Consider the following 24,288-nt stretch of genomic DNA (forward strand, 5'->3'; position numbering starts at 1 on the left):
GATAGATATGGGCCAACAATTCAACGCGCTTTCAGACAAACATATCAACTTCATTGCCGCGCAAAAGGTATTTTTTGTTGGCACGGCGACTGAAAACAGTAAGGTTAATATTTCACCCAAGGGCATGGATTCCATCCGTATCCTTGGGTCAAACCGCGCTATTTGGCTTAACGTGACCGGCAGCGGCAACGAAACCGCCGCCCATGTGCAAACCTGCCCGCGCATGACCATTATGTTTATGGCCTTCGAAGGTAACCCGATGATTTTACGCCTGTATGGTACAGCCCGGGTCATCCACCAAGGCGATCCAGAGTGGCCAGAGCTCTACAGCTTATTCAAACCCCTACCCGGGGCCCGACAAATTTTTGATCTTTCCATAGAGCTGGTGCAAACCTCTTGCGGTATGGCTGTACCCTTTTACGATTATGTTGGCGATAGAGAACTTCTCTCAGACTGGGCGAGCAAACAAGGGGACGAGGGAATAAAAAACTACTGGGAGAAAAAGAATCAGGTAAGTCTGGATGGCGAAGCCACCCATATTTTATTAAAAAGCTCGGCACCACAGTAAAAATCTAACGTTTACATAAGTAAAACTTAGACGCTTATAAAACCCTAAGCGATTGCTATTTAACCACTTAGGGTTTTTAATTTCACGAGTGCCTAAACGCGGTGCGGCTGACTATGCTGAGCCACCCAATCGATTTACTCTATCAACATCGCCACCGGCCCACACCATCACCTTTGGGTCCATGATTCTACGCCAGAGTGGCGGTATATAAGCCAGAATGTACATACCAAAATAGCCGCTCGGCAATTGCGGTGCTGAGTCAAAGGTTCTCAAACTTTGATAGGCGCGAGTCGGATTTGCGTGGTGATCTGAGTGACGCTGTAAGTGAAACAACAACCAATTAGAGACCTTGTGATTACTGTTCCACGAATGCTTGGGCTGCACCGGTTCGTAACGACCTGTTTGGTTTTTCTGGCGCAGTAAACCGTAGTGCTCAATGTAGTTTGCCGAGGTCAATTGGAAGGCGCTAAAACTTATGACCACGGCGAGGTAAACCAGCATTATCGAACCAAAGGCGATGAGCAGACTGGCATATAGCACTACGGAGATTAAGGCGCATTGAATAATCTCATTGGCTAAGCTCCAGGGTCTATGACCTTTCTTCGCGATGCGTTTTGTTTCTAAATGCCACGCACGCAAAAAGCATTGGGGTATCTCCCGCTGTACAAATTGGTATATTGATTCACCCATTCGCGCCGATGCAGGGTCTTCCTTAGTTGCAGCAAAACGATGATGGCCCCGGTTATGCTCGATAGTAAAATGCCCATAAGCACTGAGGGCTAACACGGTTTTGGCTAAGTTGCTGCTGAGCCAATGGGTCTTATGCCCCATTTCATGGGCTAGGTTAATGCCGAAGCCACATATTAGCCCAGAGGATAACGACACCATCAAAACCTCAAACCAGCGCAGATCTTGGCTGCCAATAAACCAGGCGGAGAACAAAAATGAAACCCAAATCACTGGCACCAACGCGATAGTGATGGCTCGATAATAGGGGTCTGATTCCAACTGAGGTACAACAGATTCCGGCGGGTTCGAATCATCCTCGCCTACCCAGTAATCGAGCAAGGGTACGCATCCGTAAAAAATCAGAAAGGGTAAAGCGAGCAACCAAGTGTTTGGCTCAATGAGGTAGAGCAAAGGGCCGAGTACGGTGACCAGAGGTACAAACAATGATGCCAGCCACCAATGGCGTTTGTGGTCTATATAGTAGCGTGGTTCTGTTTCCGCGGCGGCGGTCGTTGGAATAAAGTATTTCATACAAGCAGCCTGTGTGTCATAGATTAAAATCTCGATGACGCCTAATCTAACTGGATTAACGCCAGCCAGACACCGCACACACAGCCAACAATTCGTCATTTGGTGTCACTTTGAGTAAACTCGATTTTTATGGATATAAATAGACATCGACTTTCGGTACACAGCCTCTACATTAAAATTCTTTGCAATGAGCTGTTGCAAGAAGGCATTGTCGTTGAGGAGTCATTAAAAGCGGCACAGTTGCCGTTGACCTTTATGAACCAAGGCGACGATTTAGTATCGATTTTTGCCTTTCAAAGGCTTATCGATTTTGCCCGCGCGCGCACCGGCAAGCAGTGGCTGGGGTTGGCACTAGGCGCCAAAATTGCCTCGACCCATCACGGCCCCCTAGGCTATTTAATGGCTTCCAGTGCCAATTTTTCTACGGCGCTGAATGCGCTAGTAAAATATATACCCCTAAGAACCCAGTTACTGCGCTTACAGCTCTGCCAAGACGGTAAAGAAGTTCGGCTCTTGGTGCAGGAAGAGGGCGACATAGCGCTTATTCGCGAAGTGTTTCTCGAAGCTTTTATGGTGATTACGCTTGGCATATTGCGGCTTATATTCGCTCGGCCTATCACCGGGCTGCGCTTGGAATTAGCCTATAGCGCGCCAGCTTACGCCGACCGCTATGCTCAACACTTTGATTGTCCCGTTCAATTTTCATGCAAGCAAAGCGCTATTATTTTTTCTATCGAGGCTTTATCGACCAACAATATAATGGCCGACGCAAAAGCCTACCGTTTAGCCGACATTGAATGCCAGAACCTTTTAGAGCGACAAATACATCATCAAGGGTTTATTACAAAGATCGAGCGTATTATTCTCGACCCCTCACACCCCTTTCCCACTTTAGATGCGGTAGCGGTGCAATTGTGCGTGTCAAAAAGTACGCTGATTCGAAAGCTGGCCAAGGAAAACACTAGCTACACGCGCCTCATCGAAGATATTCGTCAAACCTTAGCCAGTTATTATTTAATAGAAACAGACCTATCTATTGAGCAAGTTGCGGAAAAATTAGGCTATGAAGACACCTCTAATTTTTCCCGCACCTTCCAACGCTGGACCAGCACCACGCCCTCTCGATTTCGCGCAGGCTACAGGCCAACACTGAAGAAATCACCTTGAAAGCATTTTTTCGCTCATACACTCAGCCGAATCTTGCCCAGAAAACGCAGCTAAAATTTAGCGCACAGCGAACAGGTCGAGTGAGACGGTGGTCAGCACAGATGTTTGGTGCTAATCTCAAGGCTGACTAATGCTTTTGGCTTAAACGTGCGCCATCTACTAATCACATTACTCGTCGTGCACTCCCTCGCCCGCGCCGATGTCATTGACTCGACGGACGACACTCTCGGCGTGTCTTCGGCAACGCAACAGCCGTTGCGCGGCATTGTGGCTGAAGCCGTTGCCACTAACAGCGCCGCAGTAAAGCCGCTTTTTTGGCTATCAATTTTACCCGTGCAAGACCCGTTGCTAGCTCAGCAGTCACTCCCTGCTTCCGCAAACCCGCTGCCGCTTTCCAGCCAATATTGGCAACCAACTGAATCACAAGTGCCTTGGCCGCTGCCAGAGCCCGGCACACTCTTATTATTTGGCGCAGGCATCTTACTGGTATTCGTAGCGCGTCACGTGCGCTTTGCCAATCAACGCAGAAAGTCGCGCCGACAGACTAGAACTGACTAAAACCTACAGCTGGCAGCGTATCCACTAGCACTTGAAAGCTGGAGGGCCTAGTAGTGCTCAGACCTCAATGGCGCAGCAAAGTATTCGGCCCTAGTGCGCTATATAGCGTTGACACCAACTCACTATTACAGGCCAGCGATGGGCCGGTGAATCAAAACTGCGAGGCCTTAGGCGTTAACCTCGCAGCATCAAACTGCTAGTGCCCAACAGGCGTAGAGACCCTAAGCGCGCATATATACGTCGTCGTTAGTTCGGGGTTTTGCACCTCGATGGCTGCATGGCAGGTTCATCACCGGCCTTGGCGCGACGATTTTTTTGCGCCAGCGCGTATTTACAGGCAAAGGTGACGCACAGGGTTATTTTATTGTCCGCTCTAAATGGCGGCTCAGCAATGAATGCACCTCGGCGCTAGCGCGCTCGGCGGCCTCTAACGCACCTTCCATATAGCCGTACCATTCGGTCGCCATTTCAGTTCCAGCCCAATGTACATTCAACTCAGGGCTGCGCAGTTTATCGCCGCCACCAGTCCAGGCGCCTGGAGTCATGTGTGCGGCATAACAACCGCGAATGTAGGGTTCTTCGGACCAATTTTTTTCAACAAACTCCGCGGGATTTTTTGCATTTTCGCCAAAGAAACGCACAAAACAGGCGAGTACTTGTTCTTGCCGCCACTGGGCTGATTTAGCCGACCAAGCGCGCGCCGTGTCGCCATCGACAAAGCCCATGAGCAGGCCCGCATCTTTGCCTTTTTCACCATTATCAAACACCACGTGAACGGGGCCATTGGTGCTGGCCACTTGGCCCGACAATTGTTCATCTCGCCAGAATGCGTGCTCGTAGCGAGCAACATATTTTATGCAACTGCCAGAGGGCATGCGCTGAAACAATTGATCGCGCCAAGCCGGTAAAGGTGGGTTAAAACTGATGCGATTTATCTGGTTCGGTGGTATTGCCATAATAATTTTGCGCGCCGACACGCAGGCCATCACACCATTTTGTTCATAACATAGGCTAACGCCATCGGCGTGTTGATCGATTTTTTTTACCGCCGCATCGAGTAGGCAGCGTTCACCTAGCTGCTGCGCCATTTCATAACAGATGGACCAAGTGCCGCCGTGAACACGATCTTGTTGCGCACCACCGGTGACGCTTAAAAGGTGCTCCATACTTTCGCCGCTCGACGCATAAAAAAGTGCGTGTAGTAGCGACATATCGCGCGCTTCACCGGCAAAAACGGCACCAATACCGATGTTAAAAACCTGCCGCGCGGTTTTAGTCAAACTGTTGCGCTGCACCCAAGAGTGTAGGGTTTGAGAATCCCAGCGCTGAGCTTTTGGGTGAGCCCAGGGTCGCTGCGGGTCTATTTGCCGCGCCATGCCTTCAAATCGCGCCAACAACTGGCCGAGATCGGCTAATGCCACCGGGCCTATTTTTGGAATGGTGCCTTGGTAGCGAGTTTTCTTGGTGCCAAGTAAAAACAAATTGTCGCCGCGGTTATACAAGGGAAAGATGCTGCGTTTCGCTTCGCCCGCCAGCTTGTACATGCGATCTTGGCCTGGACCCAGCCACTGGCCACCGATGTCCACCACATCGCCATTGGCAAACTGGTGGTTGCGCACCCGGCCACCCACTTGCTCGCTCGCCTCTAAAAGCAAGATTGAGTATTTACGCGCTAAGATACGAGCAGCATATAGCCCAGAAAAACCAGCGCCAACAATAACGACGTCGTAATGACACAAGGGTTGTGGCGAATCGAAAGGTTTTGACATGCTGATTCTTGCCTAGGGAACAATTGTATGGCCTTATTAGAAAAATATAGCAGTTCTGGTAACTATCAGCGAATGCCGCACGTTCTTCGATATGCAATTCCTCTACTATTTATTGCCAATCTGCAGGCGCAAACAGCTGGATTGCAACCCTTTACCAGCGACGGCTGCAGCATGTTTCCCAACGGCTCGACCCATCAAGAGGAGCTTTGGCTGGATTGCTGCCAAGCACATGATGCAGCTTACTGGGCAGGAGGCACTCTTGATCAGCGCGACAATGCCGATCAAACCCTGCGGGCGTGCGTGGCGAGCAAAGGTGAAACCACAATAAGTTGGTTGATGCTGGCGGGGGTAAATCTTGGCGGCTCTCCCTTCTGGCCTACAAGCTTCCGCTGGGGCTTTGGCTGGCCCTATTTACGGGGTTACCAAGAACTGAGCGCCACAGAAATACGAGACATACAAAAAGGTTGGCCTACAAACATCGACTTGCCTGCTTACCTACAACCAACTCAAGAGCCAACACCCTAAACGCGTTTGGTTTTACTCTTCCTAGCGCTCGCGTTTTTTAACGCAACTATTACACCTACTGGCAACCTAACGCGCGCACTTGTTGCCTTCTGTTAGCAATTAGTGAGCGGGCCATGAAATACCAGCTCGGCTTGATATCATGCGATAGACTTCGAATACAACTACATTTCACAGGCGCAATATGCGAAACAAAAGGCAATACTTAGGGCTATACGTCATCTTATCCAGCGCGCTGTTTGCCTACGCTGCGTTTGCACAATCCCCGAGTTCATCCGTTAACCCTGTGCACGACGAACACAACACGACGGCCGTGCACGGCATGGTTCTGTTTGGTACGCAACAGCTCTACATTTCCCATCTAGGGTTATACCACCCCCCCTCATGATCGCCAAATTGTTGCCGCTGTAGAAATTCTTCATTCCGACCACAAACGCCATTTCGACAAATTAAGAGAAAACTACAAGGGCTTAATCACTATCGCACCTAAGGCTTTCCCACTTGCGAATCTAGCACCTGGCTCGTCGAGCTTTCAATCCGAGATAATAGCGGATGTTTATAAAGGGCACTTCGAAAGAGGTGGTAAAAAGGCACTATCGGATGTTGCCCTCAGCGTACAAAAACCTATCATTTACCAGCCACTGGACGCGAAACAAGCGCTGCGTAAACAGGCCCAATTTTGGCAGCTAGGTCAAGGCGACAGCGCCTTCATTATCTATAAAATTAGCGCCGCACCGGATCAAGACTATATAGCAAAAGTTGATAGCCCACTCATCTGCGAAAGCCTTTGTGAAATATCCTATAGTGAAAGGCACAAGGGTCCAGATTTAAGATTCCCCAGCCAACAAGCGCAGGTTTTTATGGCCGACGGTAAAACTGTTGCAATTGTTATTGAAAGAAATATTTATTATGAAACACAAGATTTCATACAATAGTCTCGCGCCAACTCTGTGCGATTCGCGCACAGAGGTTGAGCGACAACTTAATTGAGTTAACGAATAAACGCAGCCAAATCAGATTTTAGTTTTTTCAAATCATGTTTTCGAATGTACATCATGTGACCCGACTCGTAGTAGGCCATGGTGACATTATCTTGCAGTGACGCCGGCAGCCCCATGTGCGAAAAGTTAAACTCGGTGGCAAAGAAAGGCGTCGCTAAATCATAGTAGCCGTTGGCAACAAAAACACGCATATCCGGGTTGCGCAACATGGCGTGCCTTAGCTTGCGGCTCATGTCGAACATATCCTCGGCAAAGTCTTCGTAGTTCCAAGATTTCACACCACCGCCAAGTATGTGATAGGTAAGATCGCTCTCAAATTTTAGATCAGAGCGCAAATAATCCATAATGGCGGCGGTATAAGGCCCATGTATCGCCATATAAGATGGGTCGCGATAGCCAGGCTGATCTAGCGCATCCAATTCTTCAGTGACAAAACGGCTATCCAAACGGCCCACGGTTTTGCCATCTGCCCGCAATAGATTGTGAACAAATTCGTTCAGGCTAATGCGCATATTCTGCTCGCGCACATACTGTTCAGATAAGCCGGTAAAGGCCGACAATTTTTTAATGACTTGGTCTTTTTGCGCTTGCGTTGCCCAATCGCCCTGCATCAAAACTTGTGCATATTCACCAAGCGCAAAGTCGCGCGCCAGCTGCACGGTTTTCACGAGGTCTTTTTGTAAATCACTGTTGAGCTTGTTGTGATACCAAGCTGTGGCGGTATAAGCGGGCAACAAGGTTAGCGGCGACATCACTTGGGTGGGATCATTGGGGTCGTTTTCTATAGCGTAATTTAAGACGCTGGATATCAGCATCACGCCGTTGAAGTACACACCCATCTTTTCACTCATGTGATGGGCAACACCGGCCGAGCGCAAGGTGCCGTAACTTTCACCAATCAAATATTTGGGCGAGCTCCAACGCTCGTTGCGCGTCATATAAAGGCGAATAAATTCGGACACACTTTTAATGTCTTCCCACACTCCGTGAAAATCTTCCGCCTTGCCTTCGCCGCCCACGCGGGAGTAGCCGGTACCCACTGGGTCGATAAACACTAAATCTGTTTTATCTAAGATGGAATATTCGTTATCCACTACTTGGTAGGGCGGCGGCGTGGGAAAACCTTCATCGCCAAATAGCACGCGCTTGGGGCCAAGCGTGCCCATATGCAGCCAAACAGATGCAGAGCCTGGGCCGCCGTTATAGGCGAAAGTGATTGGCCGAGAACCCGGCTTCTCACCTTTTTTTACGTAGGCTGTGTAGTAAATGGAGCCAATTTTTTCGTGCGCGTCGTTATAGACAAAGGAAATGCCCGCCGTGGCTTGATAGCTCAGGGTTTTTCCGGCGATAGTCACTTTATGCTCGGTGATTTTTTGAATTTCTTCAGGAAATAAATCGATGGGTTCATCTTGGCCTTTTTCCTCTGCCCATGTCGTCGCAACGAGCAAGGAAAGAAAAAATGTAATAAGCAATTTAGTCATAGGAACACCCAAGAATGTTGGTACACATTAAGAAAGATAACAATGGTTCAACTTTAGACGAATGTCCCGAAAAATGCTTCAATAGTCGCTATTAACTGAAAAAGTTCTAATTGTCCTAAGCCTTTGCTCGACAGACGACGGAAAATCGCCTTTAGTATCTTAACTTAACGGCAAAAAGTGCATCACGAAGTGCTAAGCTAAGGCTGATAGCGCTGCCAAATCTGCGAGCGGCCAACAAAAGAAAAGCCTATAAAGCCGCGCACCTCCAATTGCTGCCCCTGTGCTTTTAGCTCGGCACTGGCGCTGTAGACTTTGCCATTTTCGGGGTCGAGAATATGCCCATCGCGCCAGCGCGCGCCATCTGGCTTCAACCCCCAGAGAAATGCCAAACCAATGATCGGTTGATTTTTCTTATCGCCGTCGCATTTGTCACACACGGGATTGGCGACCTCGGGCTCATACAACTCGAGAATCTTGCCCTGCAGAGCGCCATTGTTCAGGCTTATTTCGATCAGGCTCTTCGGCTTTCCGTTGGCCTCGCCAAAGGTTTGCCATAAACCCACAGGCGACATTTCCTCAGCCCCGAGTACCGCGCAAGACCAAAGCAGTGCCGCGATCAGTGCGTAGATAGTTTTCATACTATGCTCCCGTTAAAAAGTCGTAGATCTTAGCCAATTACAATTTAACAAACACAAAAAAGGCGACCCTAAAGTCGCCTCGTTTGTTGCACCACTTTTTGCTGGTTGCCCAGCCAATTAAGCCTGAGGGCCCGCCGCTTCTACGTCGGCAGATACCTTGAACTTTGTGATATTTTTTGCGAATAAGCCCGCCAATTTTGCCGCTTGCTCGTCGTAGGCCGCTTCGTTATTCCACGCTTTGCGCGGATTTAAGTACTTGGCGTCTACGCCGGCTATGGCCTTTGGTATATCCAAATTTACCGCCGCCAAGTGCTCTGTTTCAGCGCCTTCGAGTGAGCCGTTTTGAATCGCTGCCACAACGGCGCGAGTGACCGGAATGGGGAAGCGTTTGCCGGTGCCATTAGCACCGCCAGCGCCACCGGTCCAACCGGTGTTAACCAAGTACACTTTGGCGCCAAACTCTTCGATACGCTGCATCAGCAGCTCGGCATATTCACGCGCCGGACGCGGCATGAAGGGCGCACCAAAACAGGTGGAGAAAGTTGGGTTAATACCCGCTTCTGCACCTAGCTCGGTCGATCCAACACGGGCGGTATAGCCGGACAAGAAATGGTAGGCCGCCGCTTCTTTTGACAAGATGGACACAGGTGGTAAAACACCGGTCACGTCACAGGTTAAGAAGATGACGTTCTTCGGCTCGCCGGCGCGGTTTTCTTCTACCCGCAATTCAACGTGCTCGAGTGGGTAGGAGCAGCGACCGTTTTCGCTCAAGCTGGTATCGCAGTAATCGGCTAACCGCTCTTCTTCGCTGACCACCACGTTCTCAACAATGGCACCAAAGCGAATGGCATCCCAAATCACGGGTTCATTTTTCTGCGACAGGTCGATGGTTTTGGCGTAGCAACCACCTTCCATATTGAACACAGCGCCCTTGGCCCAGCCGTGTTCGTCGTCGCCAATCAAGTAGCGCTCTGGGTCGGCCGACAGGGTGGTTTTACCGGTGCCGGATAAACCGAAGAACAAACAGGTATCGCCGTCTTTACCGACGTTGGCCGAGCAGTGCATGGGCATAACGCCAGCCGCCGGTAAAAGAAAATTCTGCACAGAGAACATCGATTTTTTCATTTCACCGGCATATTTCATGCCTGCTAACAACACTTTGCGCTGGGCAAAGTTGATACATACTATGCCTTCTGAGTTGGTGCCATCGCGCGCTGGATCGCATTCAAAATTGGCCGCATGCAGGATAGTCCACTCAGCCTTGGCCTTTGGGTTATAGGCTTTGGTGCGGATGAACATATTGTGCGCGAACAGGTTGTGCCACGCGGTTTCCGTGGTGACTTTAACGGGGATGTAGTGATTTTCGTCTTCCGCCACATGTAGGCTGGAAACGAAACGATCTTTATCCGCCAAATAGGCTTCGACGCGCGACCAAAGCGCATCGAATTTTGCGCCATCGAATGGGCGGTTTACGTTGCCCCAGTCAATCGATGCTTCGGTGCTGGGCTCTTTTACAATAAAGCGATCAGCAGGCGAGCGGCCGGTGCGGGCACCGGTTACGGCCAGTAGAGCACCTGTGTTGGTAAGACGGCCTTCGCCGCGTTTCAGCGCCTCTTCAATAAGCTGCGCTGAGCTAAGATCCGCATATACGGTCGCAGTAGCTTGGGTCATTTTCTCTCGTCCTGTCAGCGTGATTGCGTTAACTATTTATGGCCGCCCATTGTGTTCGCTGGTTAAGCCAACATAGACGTTCCACAGGTGCGGTCTGTAGCCGCTTTCCCTGCCTGCAGCGGGTGCCCACAGTCAGGATAGCCCCAAGTTCATGCCTGGGTTTTAGTGATGTTGAGCGAACGCCCAACGTCTTTATGTGTTGCCCTATCTCTAAGGTCGCGCATTATGCCAGAGAACATTCACCGGAGCGATAGTGTTACGTTTACGAATAACCAAACTATAGTTTGGCAATATCAATGTAAGGTCGGTTCATCACCGCTAAACAATGCGTCTATGTGGGCCTGTTCAAAGCGGTAATGCTGATTGCAAAACTGGCAATCAATCGTTATATGCCCTTGATCTGTAAGTATTTCTTGTAACTCGCTCCGCCCTAGCTGAGCTAGCGCGTGCAAACTTCTGGTCTCGGAACAGGTGCAATCGAACTGCAATTGCGCCGGTTCAAACAGCCTAATGCTGAATTCATTGAATAGCAGATATAATTTCTGTGAATGATCAAGATAAAGCAATTCATCCGGCTTTACAGTATTCGCTAAGGTAACCACCGTTTGCCATTGATCGGCATTCTGCTCCTCATCGGCTACTAACTGCTTAGGCAATGCCTGCAGAAACAGCCCGCCAGCGCGCTGACCATCGGCCATCAGCCAGAGCCGAGTGGGCAATTGCTCGGACTGGGTAAAGTAGGCTTCTAGGCAACCGGCCAAGGTAGGCGCCTCTAAGGGCACTATGCCCTGATAGCGCTCGCCCTTATCGGGGTCGATGGTGATAGCCAGCACGCCTTTGCCCAAAATGCCCTGCAAGCTGGTGTCATCGGTTAATTGAAATTCGCCGGACTCGGGCGGCCGGACTATACCGCGTATGCCCTTGTGGTGATTGCACTCGGCCATGATCAGGGGCACGGGCCCATCGCCCTGGGCCTGCAGGGTTATCACGCCATCGAATTTAAGGGTTGAAGACAGCAGCGCCGCAGCCGCCAAGAATTCACCGAGCAGGTTTTGCAGCGGCGCGGGTAGGGCGTTATTGGCCAGCACTTCAGCGTAACTATCAGTAAGGGTAACCACTTCGCCGCGGATATCGCTCTGCTCAAACAAAAAGCGAGCGATTGAGTCGTTGGCACTGGATTCAGCGGTGACAGGTATCTCAGACATGGGAAAAGACCACTAAGCAAAAAGGCTATTTTAACCCCGTCAACTCAGTATAGGCACCTAGTGGCGGCCTATTAACCCTCATCCACAACTTTACGCACGAAACGGTGAATTTGCCGGCGCTGTTTCTTGTTCGGCCGGCCTTCTGTGTGAATTTCCCCGGCATTGGCCTTGCGCAAGGCGGCATCCTCACTGCGCAATTTCAGGCTCGCGTCTGTCTCTTGGTACAGGAGCGCCGCCTCCGGCGCGCCCCGGCGCTGATCTGACAGCGCCAGCACTTCTACCTCTTGTTCGTCAAAACCACGCCGAATCGTCAACATCATACCCACGGCAATCTCTTTGCTAACCTTAGGCCTGTCGCCATCGACTTTTACCTTACCGCCTTCGACCGCCGCCTTGGCTAGACTGCGGGTTTTAAAAAAACGCGCCGCCCAAAGCCATTTATCTAAACGCAACTTATCCACCCTTGGCACCTGTTCCGATGTCATTATTGGCGCGACTTATATGCGCCACTGAAGCGTTTAAGCCAGCAAACAGTTCATCGAAATGGTCGATGGATGGGTAGTCATCAATACGCCGATGGATTTGACTGTCGGGCTGATGAATACACAATAAATGTCCGATGCCGAAGGTTTTAGCCGAGTCTAAGATGCGCACGGTATCATCGATAAACAGGGCGTTTTGCGCTGTGAATTTTTCTTTCTTTACCAACTCGCACCAAAACGCCTGTGCCTCTTTCGGCTCCTTAAACTCATGGCTTGAAATAATAATATCTAGCCATTTATCGAGCGCCGTCACCTCAAGTTTCAACGACAAACTTTGAGGGTGCGCATTGGTAATTAAAATCACTTTCTTTTTTGCGGCCTTTAACAACTGTAAAAATTCCGCCACGTGAGGCCGCACCTGAATTTTATGTTTTATTTCATCTTTTAGCGCGCGTATATCCAACTGCAGCGTTTGCGACCAGTACTCTAAGCAATACCAATTTAACGTGCCCTCCTGACCTTTAATACACGACGTCAAATAGTCGCGGGCTTCGGCGTCAGAAACATTGTGGATAGCGGCGTAGCGCAGCGGCAGATGGGTTAACCAAAAGTAGTTATCGAAGTGCAGGTCGAGCAAGGTGCCGTCCATATCCAGTAGCACGGTATCGATGGCATTCCAATCTAGGTTAATGGCTTGCATAAAAAGGCTTTACATTTTCTGGCGAATTAGGGAATTCAAGCTACGCAATATAGCAGCTAAAGACAACTCGATCGAAATTTTTCAACGCCATTCAATAGGAATTTGATACAAGGCTGTTATCAAGAACCGGCACGGTAGACCCTATAGGTGTTCTTCCCTGCAGCCTTGGCCTGGTAAACTGCCAGATCCGCCTTTTTAATAACCCCATCGATGGTCTCATGAAAGCCATCGGATATGGCCAAACCAAGGCTAGCACCGGCCTGATGGCTGTGATCACCCAATTGGATTTTTGGCTGTAGTGCAGCCAGAATGTTTTCACACAGCGCCTCACCCTGCGCCCGATCATTAAGCTCAAGTAGTATCACGGTAAACTCATCGCCACCCAAACGACACACTACATCCATATCCCGCACCGCATTTCGGGTTCGGTCTGCAACAATTTTTAACAGCCAATCACCCCGATCGTGGCCTAAGTTATCGTTTACCCATTTAAAATTATCTAAATCAATAAAGACCAAGCCAAAAAATAATTTGTTGATACGCGCGTGAGCAATGGCGCGCGCGAGCTTCTCCATAAACAGCCGCCTATTCGGCAAGCCTGTAAGGGTGTCGAAGTAGGCCAGCTTTTCCAGTGCCACCTTATCTTCTTCCAGCCGGCTAAGCATGCTATTGAACGCATCCACCGTATCCCCTAACTCGTCTGGGGAGGTCTTCACCGCGCGTACCGTGTAATCACTCTGCTTGCCAATAAGGCGAGCAACCTCACCGAGATGCACAATCGGCAGGTAAATTTTTTGCTGTAGCGGGCGCGTCAAAAAAAAGGCAAACAGACTGGCCAGCACACTAATGATTAACAAACTCAACGCCACCCGTTTAACCCTTTTGAGTAGCGGTTTAAAGCTTCCAACCACGGAGAGATAGCCCAGTGTTGTTGCCTGACTGACGACGGGAAGCACCAAGAGAAATTCATTATCTGTAACGAAAACTGGCTCGGCTAAGGCTTCTTTATAACATTGAACGTCAGCGATCTTTGCAGACGATTGCCATTGCGCGATAGCCTGATTGGTTTCTAACGAATACAAACAGGCTGCTTGCACCCCCTCAACCAAAACAAAAGATTGCAAATTTTCCAGGGCGCGCTTTTTATCGCGAAAGGCCACGGCGGCGCTACTTCGCTGCGCGGTGACCTGTGCAACCGCTGAAATATTGGCCAACATCTCCTGCTGTTGATGACGCATGTCATAGGTAATAAAAGCGAGGCCAGACAAGCAAACAGCCAGCACCATGGTAACAATGATAACGGCCAGAATTTTTTGCCTCACGCCAAGTTTTGCAAACCACTGACTCACAATCATCTACCCTAATTGATGTGCCTAATTGAGTTAGAATAGCTCAACATCACTGGAGCTCTTACTTTGCAGCCGCTAACACAACAACATTTCCTGGCCTTAGAACCACAATTGAACCAACTGGCGCGCGCTGCAGGTGCTGCCATCATGGCGGTTTATCAACGCAGCGAAGCGCTGGATGTGACGCACAAGGCCGACAGCTCACCACTCACAGAAGCAGATCTAGCCGCCCATCACATACTTGTCAAAGGCCTAGCCCCTTTGTTGGACGAGGTACCGGTTTTGTCTGAAGAATCTCAACTACCGAGCTATGATGTGCGCGGCAGCTGGCACCGCTACTGGCTGATTGACCCGCTCGATGGCACCAAAGAGTTCGTCAACCGCAACGGCGAATTTACCGTTAATATCGCGTTAATTGACGATGGCGCGCCGGTATTAGGGGTGGTTTATGTGCCCTGCAAAGATGTGATGTATATGGGTAACTACCTAACCGGCGCATTTAAAGATACTGGCTCCGGCCCAGTCGCCATCCACTGCCGCCAGGTGGATGCGGCGTTGAAAGCCGACCAGCCCATCGCCTTAGTGGCCAGCCGTAACCACGGTGCAAAGGCCGTCGATCAGCTCATGCAGAAACTCGAGAAACTAACCGGTAAACCTGTGCAGACCCGCAACATGGGTTCCTCCCTGAAGTTGTGTTTGGTCGCCGAGGGGCTAGCCGACCTCTACCCGCGGCTCGCGCCCACCAGCGAGTGGGATACCGCAGCGGCTCAGGCCATCGTCGAAGCGGCCGGCGGCGTTGTGGTAGACACCGACTTTAAAATTCTGCGCTACAACCAAAAATCCGACATTTTGAACCCCTTTTTCTATGTCATAGGCGACACTCGCTACCCTTGGCAAAACCTCCTTTAGCGCAGCTTAGAGCCGATTTGCGCCAATTGCCCTCTATACAAATAACCGAATGGTCTGGATAAACTCAGGCCATTGGCGAGCTTTTAACTATGCTTGTTCAGTGACAGATCAATTGATGATCTCTGTATTGAAGGAAAGCTAATTTATGTCTCGACAAAAACATGAGTGCCATATCGGCGTCGGCTACAACCGCACCAGCAGGCTAAAAGAAAAACTCATTAAGGAAATTACAGGCTTTGAGCGGCAACTCGATGCGCTGCGCATGAAGAGCGGGCCGGTGGACTTTTCAATGCTGCAAACCTACAAAGAGATGATCGCCTGCCGGCAAAATGTATTGAAGTCGCTACCGCGCGAGCGCTAAACATCCAGTAGGCACTAAGCCGGTGGTCTTGGGCTTACAGGTGTATCTGGGTCGCCCAACCACAAAATAACGCAGGCGCTAATCACCACCAAGGCGGTACCGATAAAGCTCCACAGGCTCGGCAGCTCGAGCCAAAACAGCCAGCCCCAGGCGCCGGCGAACACCACGCTCATATAAGACACCGGCGATAAAACACTGGGCTTGGCGGCTCGATAGGCCAAGGTATAAAGCCAGAGCGCTAGCGCCAAGCCTAAACCCAATACTAAAAGCAACAACCAAACCCAAAGCGGGGCGCTGGTCGCGGTGTAAATGGCCATAGGCGCGCTCACCAATAGAGCAATGGTGAAATAGTAGAGCAGCACCGTGGTGTTAGATTCCGTTTTCGTGAGCAGGCGTGTGGTTATCATAGATGCCGCCATCATCCAGGCAGCGGAAAAACCTACCAAATGCCAAATATTCAGGTTCGCTGGCGAAGGTCGCAGAATCACTAAAACCCCAGCAAAACCAATAGCCAGAGGCCACCAGCGCTTACTCGGCACCCGAATGCCCAGAAACCACAAGGCTAACAAGGGCACGAGCAAGGGCGCGCTGTTGCGCAGTAAAGTGGCATCTATTAAGGGCACATGCAAAATAGCGGAATAGTAGGCATAAAAAGCCCCCAAGCCGGCTAAGCCACGCCCCAGGTGCAGCCCCAAGCGCTGAGTTTGAAATGCGCCAGTGCCGCGTTTTATCAGTAGGGGTAAATACAAACAAAAGCCAACCAAATATTGGCTAAATACCACCATATGGACAGATACATGCTGTGCCGCGAGTTTCGACCCGGCAGCGACAAGGCTCGCGACAAAAGACGTCAACAGTGAAAACGCGATGGCACGTTGCAAATCAGATGAGAAAATAGTAGGCGCCCTAGCTAGAAAAAATTACTTAAAGCCCTGCACCGCATTGTTCAAATAGGCCGACAGGGCACCTGTATTTTGCGCTTCAACAATGGCGGCGTTAATACGCTCATGCAACGCTCTACCCTTGGCATTATCATGCAAGACGTAACCCAAATGTTTAGTCAACAGAACCGCTGAAGGATCGACGCTGAGCGCCTCGATCTGCATCGCTTTTTGTAAAGCATTGACTTCTATATCACTTAAAATTACCGCATCCACCCGGCCGCTAAGCAAGAGCGTCATCAGTGTCTGGCTATTTCTCGCATAGGTAATAAAGAGATCTTCCTGGGCGGCGAAATCTAGCTGTAATTGATAGTGTTGAATTAACCCAAGCCGACGGCCTTTTAAATCCGCCAGTTTAGAAAAAGCCGCAGCGCCAGGCTTCGAGTAAATGAAATGATCTACCTGCATAAATGGCGCAGTGTAGAGCGCATTGACTTTATATTTTGCAGAAATCCAAGATGGGTAGAGCCCATCAACTTTTTCCGCCTCGAACATTGCCGTTGCGCGCCCGCCAGGCACCACTGTTAAATCGGACTGAACAACGGCTCTAGCCATAAGCCATTGATGCATAGCGATCAGAAAACCCGACTTATCGAGCTCTAAATGGAGCGGCACGCGAGGGGCAACAAAGTGCCCCTCGAGCGACGTCTGAGCTAGGGTTGGCGCGCTAATAAATGCGCACAAAGCCCATGTAAGTATTGTATGTCGCATAAGATAAGGCGTATTGAGATGAATCGACAAAATAGCACAAATGACTAAAAAGTGCGTATGGCTAGCCTCAAATTTCGCCCCTTGTTACAACAGATCAAGCAAACACTCGCTCCCTCACCCAGTACTTTAACTTATACCCAGCCAAGTACAGATTTGGCACCAAGATTAAAGTCACCGCGGACGCCAACAAAACCCCAAAGGCCAGTGAAATCACCATGGGAATGAGAAAGCGCGCCTGCACACTGGTCTCCGCCATAATGGGTACAAGCCCAACGAAGGTAGTTACCGAGGTTAAAACAATGGCCCTAAAACGATCTTGCCCGGCTTGCGCCACGGCTTTGGCGACGTCAAAACCCTGTTTACGCAGCTGATTAATCCGGTCGATTAGCACTAAATTGTCGTTCACCACCACGCCGGCACAGGCCAAGAATCCCAACATAGAAAGCATGCTGATCTCGCGCCCCATCAATAAATGCCCCAGCACCGCGCCCATAAACCCGAAGGGAATTGCGGACATCACTAACAAAGGCTGACCGTAAGATCTAAAAGCAATGGCCATTAAGGCGTAGATCACGAGTAGTGATATAAAAAAGTCGCGCACCAATTCAGCTAAAAATTCATTTTGCGCCTTCAAATCGCCATCGACACTTAAACTAAAGCCAGCGTAGGTTTTGCGCCAGTTATCGCCATTGCGCTGCATTAAATCTTGCACTATGGCAAACGCCTCGGCGCTGCTATCGCCATCTAATTCAGCGGTCACAGAATTCGACCGCTGACGATCGATACGATTGATTTCACTAAAGCCTTTAACAAAGTCGATTTGCGCCACCGTCTCCAGTGGCACTTCGTGTTGGGCGGCGGTGCGAATGCGAATGTTACCGAGATTATCTGCGCTTTCGCGTTCTTCGCGCACATAACGCACCATAACCCGCACATCTTCTTTGCCGCGTGGAATACGCTGCGCTTCATCGCCGTAAAAACCCTGCCGTACCTGTCGCGCCACATCTTGCAAACTCAAGCCAAGCAGTTCCGCATTATTGAGTAACGACAGTTCTAATTCGTTGCGTGCCGTTTGCAAGCTATCTTTAACGTCTATAACGCCTGGGTATTGCGCTAGCGCTTGTTTAACCGCATTCAATGCCTGCTGCTGCCGCTCCAAATCATTTTCATTAATGGCGACTCGCAATCGAATCGCCTTATCGCGCGAATTAATGGTGAAACCCACATCGAAATCTTGTGCCCTGTCCACCTGGCCGATCAACTCGCGCCAGCGAGCGGCAACCAAAGGCGAGCTGACGCTGCGGTATTCAGCATCTTCGAGCGCCAACCGCACTCGCACCTGAGTTGCCGTCGCCCATGCCTCGATCGAGCGAATAAAATTTTTGTCGCCATTATTGGCAGCAATTAATTTCTCATCCTGCTTAAGCTGCTCGGCGGCGGCCTCTATTTTCGCCAAGGTTAATTGCGCGTGCGCGAACGGCAACCCCTCTTCGAGCACCACGTTGGCTCTGATGAAATCACTGGGCACCTGCGGCATAAACGATTGCTTAATCCAGCCGCTGCTATAGATCGACATGACAATTAAAAATAACGCCACAAACACGGCGATAGGCACGGAAGTATTGCGCAGGCAACGCTCAATAAAAGGCTGATATTGATCTCTGGCGAACGACGTCATGCGCTCGGACAATTGACCGCGAAAAGCATTTAACTTTCTCATCGCGGCAAAGCGGCTTTCTGTTTCCGGTTTCAAATGCGCCAAGTGACTGGGCAAAATGAACATGGATTCAATCAATGAAAAAGCCAAACAGGCAATCACAATCACCGGTATTGGGTAGACAATATCACCCAGGGCATTGGGCACATACAACATGGGCACGAAGAAAATCATGGTTGACACGACGGCAAAAAAAACCGGCCCTGCCACTTGCTTGGCACCTCCCGCTGCAGAGGCGTTGCCCTGCAGACCATGCTGTTGCGACGTGTAAATACTTTCACCCACAATAATCGCGTCGTCTACCACAATGCCGAGTATTAACAAAAAGGCAAACAGCGACAGCATGTTAAAGCTGACACCAAACAAGGGTAACAACCACATAGCACCGGCGAAGGCAACCGATATGCCGGCGCATACCCATAGCGCTAAGGCCGGCCGCAAAAATAGCATAAGCACAACAAAAACCAGTAGCAAGCCGCTGACGGCATTACTGGTCAATAAATTTAAGCGGCCAACGAACGTTTTCGACCAGTCGCGGCTGATTTCTATGTTGACGCCCGCAGGTAGGCGATCTTTAACCTCGGCCAAATAATGTGTTACCACCTCAGCCGTGGCCAAAACATTCGGGTTTTCCGTCACGTAGAGTTCAATAAACGCCGCGGGCTTGCCCTGAAATCTGGCCACAACATCGGTTTCGGTGAAGCCATCGATAATACTGGCAATGTCGCTGAGAAATAGCTTGGAGCCATCCTCCTGCACCGCCACCACAATGGCAGCAAAATCCTGTTCATCGTAGGCCTGACCGCGGGTCTGTATTTGCACGTCGCCTTGGCTACTTTTGATCACCCCAGCCGGTAAATTTAGCGACGACGTTTGAATGGCCGATACAACTTGGGCAAAGGTTAGGTTGTAATTACGCAGCGTGGTTTCCTCCAACTCAATCGCCATTTCGTCGCTGCGGGTGCCATCAATCTCCACAATTGTGACGCTGGGTAATAGCGAAATTTCATCGCGCACCCACTGTGCTGTTTCTTTAAGTGCACGCTCGTCCACATCGCCATAGAGCGCGATGCTTATAAGTTCACTTTGAAACAAGCGCTCGCGTATTTGCGGCCGCTCAGCATCCACTGGAAAGGTCGTAATGCTGTCCACTTTGGTCTTAACATTGTTTAGCAATCGCTGGGTGTCGTAGCCACTGGTGATTTCCACAATGACGGTGCCGGAGTTTTGCACCGCCTTACTGGTAATTTCTTTTACCCCATCCAAAGAGGCCAGCGCCTCTTCGATGCGAATGCAAATTTGCTCTTCGACTTCTCGCGGCCCAGCCCCAGGGTAGGGCACATTGATCTCAATACTGTTGGCGAGGGCACCGGGAAAGACTTCTTTATCTGTTTTGGCAATGCTAAGTGCGCCGCACAACAGAATAAGGATCATCAATAAATTTGCGGCGATGGGGTTTTCAACAAACCACTGAATAATTTTATTCATGGCCTAGTCTGCACCTCGGCCTCGTACTGCGCGTCAGGTTCAAGCTGCACTAGCGGCTCAACTTTTAAACCTGGCTGCAAATACCCCTGCCGTTCGGTTATCACCCAAGCGCCAGGCTGCAGATCAGCCTGCAGCCATACCTGATTACTGGTCTTCGACAGTACTTTTGCGCTCAACTCCACAACGCGGTTGTTGTCATCCAGCGCCAGCAGTAAATTGTTTTTAACTAAGGCCGAACGCGGCAATTGAATAACATCGTCAATCAGACGCCCGTCTATTTTCGCGTCCACAAATAAACCCACAACAGGTGCAATAGCCTCTGCACCCAATTCACTTTTTACCACTTCCGCAATGGCGTGATACATCCGCGTTTTCGTATCTAAGCTCGCTTCGGTTCGCGTTATTCGCCCTGGCCAACGAACCTCTTTACCGGCCACTGTGCCAATTAATTCAACTTTTGGGCCCAGTGCTGAGCCGGCGTGAAAGCCCAAGGTCAACGCCAGTAGCGCCGCCTGCGCATCGGTAATGGGCAGTCGTACTTCAACCACTTCGCTATCGAAAATGCGCGCTATTTTGGTACCTGGCGAAACGTATTGGCCGAGATTGACATATGTCTCGCGGATACGACCGGAAAAGGGCGCCGCTATGTTGGTGCGCGCGATATCGAGTTGAGTTTGGGCCAGGTCGGCTTTTGCCGAGCTTACAGCTGCTTCGGCGGCCGCGAGTTGAGGCACCCGTAAAAACAATTTATTGGCATCTTCGTTGCCGAGATCGCGCCATTCGCGCTTGGCCTGTAGTGCCCGGCCTTTCTCTGACGCGAATAATTGCTGGGCGTCGGCGACTTTCGCCGCCGCACGAATTTCCGCGAGCAAGTAATTAGCGCTATCGATATTGACTAGGATATCCGCCTCGGTAAAAAACGCACCTGAGACAAAATTCGGAGCCACCGAGACAATTTTTCCAGCCACTTCGGCCACTAGGTCTATTTCCCGCCTGGGCGCCACCGTGCCCTGGCTGTGTACTGGCAGCGCCAAAGCTGCTGGGTTGGCCTGTACCACCTTCACTTGGGGCAGACTCGGCGCGAGCGGCGGTTTGGGCTTGGGGCTGGGCTTGAGCAGGTGTAACAGCAGCGCCACCATCGCCCCCGACAGCACAATGACTAACCAAAGGGGTAGGCGTTTAATCAGTGACATAAAAGGTCCTAGCAGGAATTTGTGACCGAATTGTAGGCATTTTTGGCACTAAACAACCACGACTTTACGCAAATTGACACAACCCAGATCAGCCCTGTTTGTGACCGCTGTCGACCGCCACAAACTCAATGCAAATACAAGACTGTTTTTAGCGAGTGATTTGCGCATAATGCCGCCAACAAGTGCCAGCAGGCACCCGAGCTAAACGCGATTGATTGAGGTAAGCATGAAGAGCATCTCCCTGCGCATTGCAGAAGAATTGTCAGTAAATGAAGCGCAAGTAACAGCAGCGGTGGCTTTGCTCGACGAAGGCGCCACTGTGCCCTTTATCTCCCGCTACCGCAAAGAGGTTACCGGCGGCCTAGATGACACCCAGATGCGCAACCTGGAAGACCGCCTGCGCTACCTGCGCGAACTCGAAGATCGACGTGCTGCCATCTTAAAGAGTATCAAAGAACAGGATAAATTAACCGACGAGTTGGCCAAACAAATCCTCGCCGCCGACACCAAGACCGTACTCGAAGATTTATACCTACCCTACAAGCCCAAACGCCGCACTAAGGCCATGATTGCCAAGGAAGCCGGTCTGGAACCTTTGGCCGAAGGCCTATTGGCGGACCCAAGCCTAGACCCAGAAACAGAAGCCGCAAAATTCCTCAATCCGGAACACAAAATTGACGATGCCAAAGCGGCACTCGACGGCGCCAAGCAGATCTTAATGGAGAAGTTTTCCGAGGATGCCCAGCTATTAGGCAAACTGCGCGATTTTCTCAAAGCCGAGGCGTCAATCACTGCCAAATTAGTGGACGGTAAAGAGCAAGAAGGCGCTAAGTTCCGCGATTACTTCGAGCACTCCGAAGCCTTAAAAGATATTCCGTCGCACCGCGCCTTGGCATTATTCCGCGGCCGCAACGAAGGCATTCTCAACCTCGCGATGACCGTGGGCGACGAAGAGGCGAATCGCCTTTCTCACCCATGCGAGCCGATGGTAGCCGAGTTTTGGCAGGTCAAAGATCTGGGTCGCAGCGCCGACAAGTGGCTGGCCGAATGCGTGCGCTGGACCTGGCGGGTTAAATTGTTAACCCACCTCGAAACGGATTTGTTTAGCGAAGTGCGCGAGCGCGCAGAAGAGGGCGCCATTCAGGTATTCGCCTCCAATTTAAAAGATCTGTTGCTCGCCGCACCCGCGGGCCAAAAGGCCACCATCGGCCTAGACCCGGGTTTGCGCACCGGCGTGAAGGTTGCCGTGGTCGACGCCACCGGCAAGGTGCTAGACCACGGCGCCATGTTCCCAACGCCACCGCAAAATCGCATTCGCGAAGCCGAGATGATGCTGGTGGCTTTGTGTAAAAAATATAACGTCGGTTTAATTGCCATCGGCAACGGTACAGCCTCGCGCGAAACCGATAAATTTGTTGGCGATGTGTTAAAGGCACACAAGGATATTCAAGCGCAAAAGGTGATTGTGAACGAAGCTGGGGCGTCCATTTACTCAGCCTCTGAATTCGCCGCGAAAGAATTTCCCGATTTAGACGTCACCATTCGCGGCGCTATTTCCATTGCCCGTCGACTGCAAGATCCACTGGCGGAATTGGTAAAACTCGATCCGAAATCTATCGGTGTGGGCCAATACCAACACGATGTATCGCAGGTGCAGTTAGCGCGCTCGCTCGACGCGGTGGTGGAAGATTGTGTAAACGCCGTGGGCGTGGAAGTGAACACTGCCTCCAGCGCGCTGCTGGCACGGGTGTCGGGTTTAAACCAAACACTGGCTAACAACATCGTTGAATTTCGCGATGCCAACGGTGCCTTCGTCAGCCGCGATCAACTTAAGAAAGTACCTCGCTTGGGCGAAAAAACTTTCGAGCAAGCGGCCGGCTTCTTGCGTATACGGGACGGCGAAAACCCCTTGGATAGCTCTGGCGTGCACCCGGAAACCTATGCCGTGGTGGAGCGCATTGCGGGCAGCCAAAGCCGCAATTTGAAAGGCATTATCGGCGATACGCATTTCCTCCGCTCGGTCAACGCCAAAGATTTCGTCGACGAAAAATTCGGTTTACCCACCATTACCGATATTCTCAAAGAACTGGACAAACCCGGGCGCGATCCGCGGCCTGAGTTCAAGACCGCGCAATTTACCGACGGTGTAGAAGAGTTAAAGGACTTAGAGCCGGGCATGATTCTCGAAGGCACTGTCACCAACGTAACCAACTTCGGCGCCTTTATCGATATCGGCGTACACCAAGACGGCTTAGTGCATATTTCTGCGCTCTCCAACACCTTTGTCAAAGACCCGCGCGAAGTGGTTAAGGCCGGCGACATAGTAAAAGTAAAGGTGATGGAAGTGGATATCCCGCGCAAGCGCATTGCTTTATCTATGCGCATGGACGATCAGCCGGGCGAAAAAGTGACTGGCGCTGGCGCCGGTGGTCGAAAGCCCTCAGCAAGACAACAACAAACGCGCTCAGCACCGGCCTCTCAGCCGGCGACACAGGGCACAATGGCCGCCCTGTTTGCGCAAGCTAAGAATAAAAACAATCGCTTGTAAGCATTTAACGCATAAAAAAACCCACCGCTAAGGTGGGTTTTTTTATGCA

At 50.7% G+C, this 24,288-nt stretch carries 20 protein-coding genes; 7 read left to right on the forward strand and 13 right to left on the reverse strand.

What is annotated here, in order from left to right; translation table 11 throughout:
- Positions 1-7 precede the first annotated feature (7 nt).
- Positions 8-568, forward strand: a complete 561-nt coding sequence (locus tag QWY82_RS03380; protein WP_290259905.1) for a pyridoxamine 5'-phosphate oxidase family protein — start codon at positions 8-10, stop codon at positions 566-568.
- Between the two features lie 111 nt (positions 569-679).
- Here QWY82_RS03380 and QWY82_RS03385 read toward each other — a convergent pair whose 3' ends face one another.
- Complete coding sequence (locus QWY82_RS03385; RefSeq protein ID WP_290259906.1) at positions 680-1,828, reverse strand: alkane 1-monooxygenase; 1,149 nt, start codon at positions 1,826-1,828, stop codon at positions 680-682.
- A gap of 129 nt (positions 1,829-1,957) precedes the next feature.
- Here QWY82_RS03385 and QWY82_RS03390 point away from each other — a divergent pair, with 129 nt between their 5' ends.
- Positions 1,958-2,995 (forward strand): AraC family transcriptional regulator, encoded by a 1,038-nt coding sequence (locus QWY82_RS03390; RefSeq protein ID WP_290259908.1) that lies wholly within the window; start codon positions 1,958-1,960, stop codon positions 2,993-2,995.
- A 147-nt stretch (positions 2,996-3,142) separates the two neighbouring features.
- Positions 3,143-3,553 carry a PEP-CTERM sorting domain-containing protein gene (locus tag QWY82_RS03395; protein ID WP_290259911.1) on the forward strand — a complete coding sequence of 137 codons (411 nt, stop codon included), beginning with the start codon at positions 3,143-3,145 and terminating at the stop codon, positions 3,551-3,553.
- Between the two features lie 356 nt (positions 3,554-3,909).
- Here QWY82_RS03395 and QWY82_RS03400 read toward each other — a convergent pair whose 3' ends face one another.
- On the reverse strand, positions 3,910-5,322 hold the full coding sequence (locus tag QWY82_RS03400) for a flavin monoamine oxidase family protein (protein ID WP_290259913.1): 1,413 nt from the start codon (positions 5,320-5,322) through the stop codon (positions 3,910-3,912).
- A 27-nt stretch (positions 5,323-5,349) separates the two neighbouring features.
- On the opposite strand from QWY82_RS03400, the gene QWY82_RS03405 reads away from it, so the two are divergent.
- Positions 5,350-5,847 carry an FAD-binding oxidoreductase gene (locus QWY82_RS03405; protein ID WP_290259915.1) on the forward strand — a complete coding sequence of 166 codons (498 nt, stop codon included), beginning with the start codon at positions 5,350-5,352 and terminating at the stop codon, positions 5,845-5,847.
- Between the two features lie 988 nt (positions 5,848-6,835).
- Here the strand turns inward: QWY82_RS03405 and QWY82_RS03410 are convergent.
- From QWY82_RS03410 to QWY82_RS03440, 7 genes are all read right to left on the reverse strand, one after another.
- The gene (locus QWY82_RS03410) at positions 6,836-8,326 is read right to left on the reverse strand and encodes a S10 family peptidase (RefSeq protein ID WP_290259917.1); all 1,491 of its coding nucleotides are present in this window, start codon (positions 8,324-8,326) and stop codon (positions 6,836-6,838) included.
- A gap of 197 nt (positions 8,327-8,523) precedes the next feature.
- Complete coding sequence (locus QWY82_RS03415) at positions 8,524-8,964, reverse strand: DUF2147 domain-containing protein (protein ID WP_290259918.1); 441 nt, start codon at positions 8,962-8,964, stop codon at positions 8,524-8,526.
- Positions 8,965-9,081: 117 nt separating this feature from the next.
- The gene (locus QWY82_RS03420) at positions 9,082-10,635 is read right to left on the reverse strand and encodes a phosphoenolpyruvate carboxykinase (RefSeq protein WP_290259920.1); all 1,554 of its coding nucleotides are present in this window, start codon (positions 10,633-10,635) and stop codon (positions 9,082-9,084) included.
- A gap of 293 nt (positions 10,636-10,928) precedes the next feature.
- Entirely contained in the window at positions 10,929-11,840 is a 912-nt protein-coding gene (gene hslO, locus QWY82_RS03425; protein WP_290259922.1) for an Hsp33 family molecular chaperone HslO, read from the reverse strand.
- Positions 11,841-11,911: 71 nt separating this feature from the next.
- Entirely contained in the window at positions 11,912-12,301 is a 390-nt protein-coding gene (locus QWY82_RS03430) for an RNA-binding S4 domain-containing protein (protein ID WP_290259924.1), read from the reverse strand.
- On the reverse strand, positions 12,294-13,022 hold the full coding sequence (gene yrfG / locus QWY82_RS03435) for a GMP/IMP nucleotidase (RefSeq protein ID WP_290259926.1): 729 nt from the start codon (positions 13,020-13,022) through the stop codon (positions 12,294-12,296). Before yrfG ends, QWY82_RS03430 begins: the two co-directional genes overlap by 8 nt.
- A 119-nt stretch (positions 13,023-13,141) precedes the next feature.
- Positions 13,142-14,371 (reverse strand): sensor domain-containing diguanylate cyclase, encoded by a 1,230-nt coding sequence (locus QWY82_RS03440; protein ID WP_290259928.1) that lies wholly within the window; start codon positions 14,369-14,371, stop codon positions 13,142-13,144.
- 147 nt (positions 14,372-14,518) lie between these two features.
- Between QWY82_RS03440 and cysQ the strand changes: the two genes are divergently transcribed.
- Both cysQ and QWY82_RS03450 read left to right on the forward strand, forming a co-directional pair.
- Positions 14,519-15,280 (forward strand): 3'(2'),5'-bisphosphate nucleotidase CysQ, encoded by a 762-nt coding sequence (gene cysQ / locus QWY82_RS03445; protein ID WP_380736122.1) that lies wholly within the window; start codon positions 14,519-14,521, stop codon positions 15,278-15,280.
- A gap of 145 nt (positions 15,281-15,425) precedes the next feature.
- Complete coding sequence (locus QWY82_RS03450; protein WP_290259930.1) at positions 15,426-15,641, forward strand: hypothetical protein; 216 nt, start codon at positions 15,426-15,428, stop codon at positions 15,639-15,641.
- A 14-nt stretch (positions 15,642-15,655) separates the two neighbouring features.
- Here QWY82_RS03450 and QWY82_RS03455 read toward each other — a convergent pair whose 3' ends face one another.
- The 4 genes from QWY82_RS03455 to QWY82_RS03470 all read right to left on the reverse strand — a co-directional run bounded on the left by QWY82_RS03455 (position 15,656) and on the right by QWY82_RS03470 (position 21,691).
- Positions 15,656-16,522 carry a DMT family transporter gene (locus QWY82_RS03455; RefSeq protein WP_290259931.1) on the reverse strand — a complete coding sequence of 289 codons (867 nt, stop codon included), beginning with the start codon at positions 16,520-16,522 and terminating at the stop codon, positions 15,656-15,658.
- A 39-nt stretch (positions 16,523-16,561) separates the two neighbouring features.
- A complete protein-coding gene (locus QWY82_RS03460; protein WP_290259933.1) occupies positions 16,562-17,293 on the reverse strand; it encodes a substrate-binding periplasmic protein in 732 nt (243 codons plus the stop codon).
- Positions 17,294-17,387: 94 nt separating this feature from the next.
- Positions 17,388-20,498, reverse strand: coding sequence for an efflux RND transporter permease subunit (locus tag QWY82_RS03465; protein ID WP_290259935.1), 3,111 nt, complete (start codon positions 20,496-20,498; stop codon positions 17,388-17,390).
- On the reverse strand, positions 20,495-21,691 hold the full coding sequence (locus QWY82_RS03470) for an efflux RND transporter periplasmic adaptor subunit (RefSeq protein WP_290259937.1): 1,197 nt from the start codon (positions 21,689-21,691) through the stop codon (positions 20,495-20,497). Before QWY82_RS03470 ends, QWY82_RS03465 begins: the two co-directional genes overlap by 4 nt.
- 226 nt (positions 21,692-21,917) lie before the next feature.
- Here QWY82_RS03470 and QWY82_RS03475 point away from each other — a divergent pair, with 226 nt between their 5' ends.
- Entirely contained in the window at positions 21,918-24,239 is a 2,322-nt protein-coding gene (locus QWY82_RS03475) for a Tex family protein (RefSeq protein WP_290259940.1), read from the forward strand.
- Positions 24,240-24,288: the final 49 nt, after the last annotated feature.

Source organism: Simiduia curdlanivorans, from assembly GCF_030409605.1.
Classification (GTDB): Bacteria; Pseudomonadota; Gammaproteobacteria; order Pseudomonadales; family Cellvibrionaceae; genus Simiduia; species Simiduia curdlanivorans.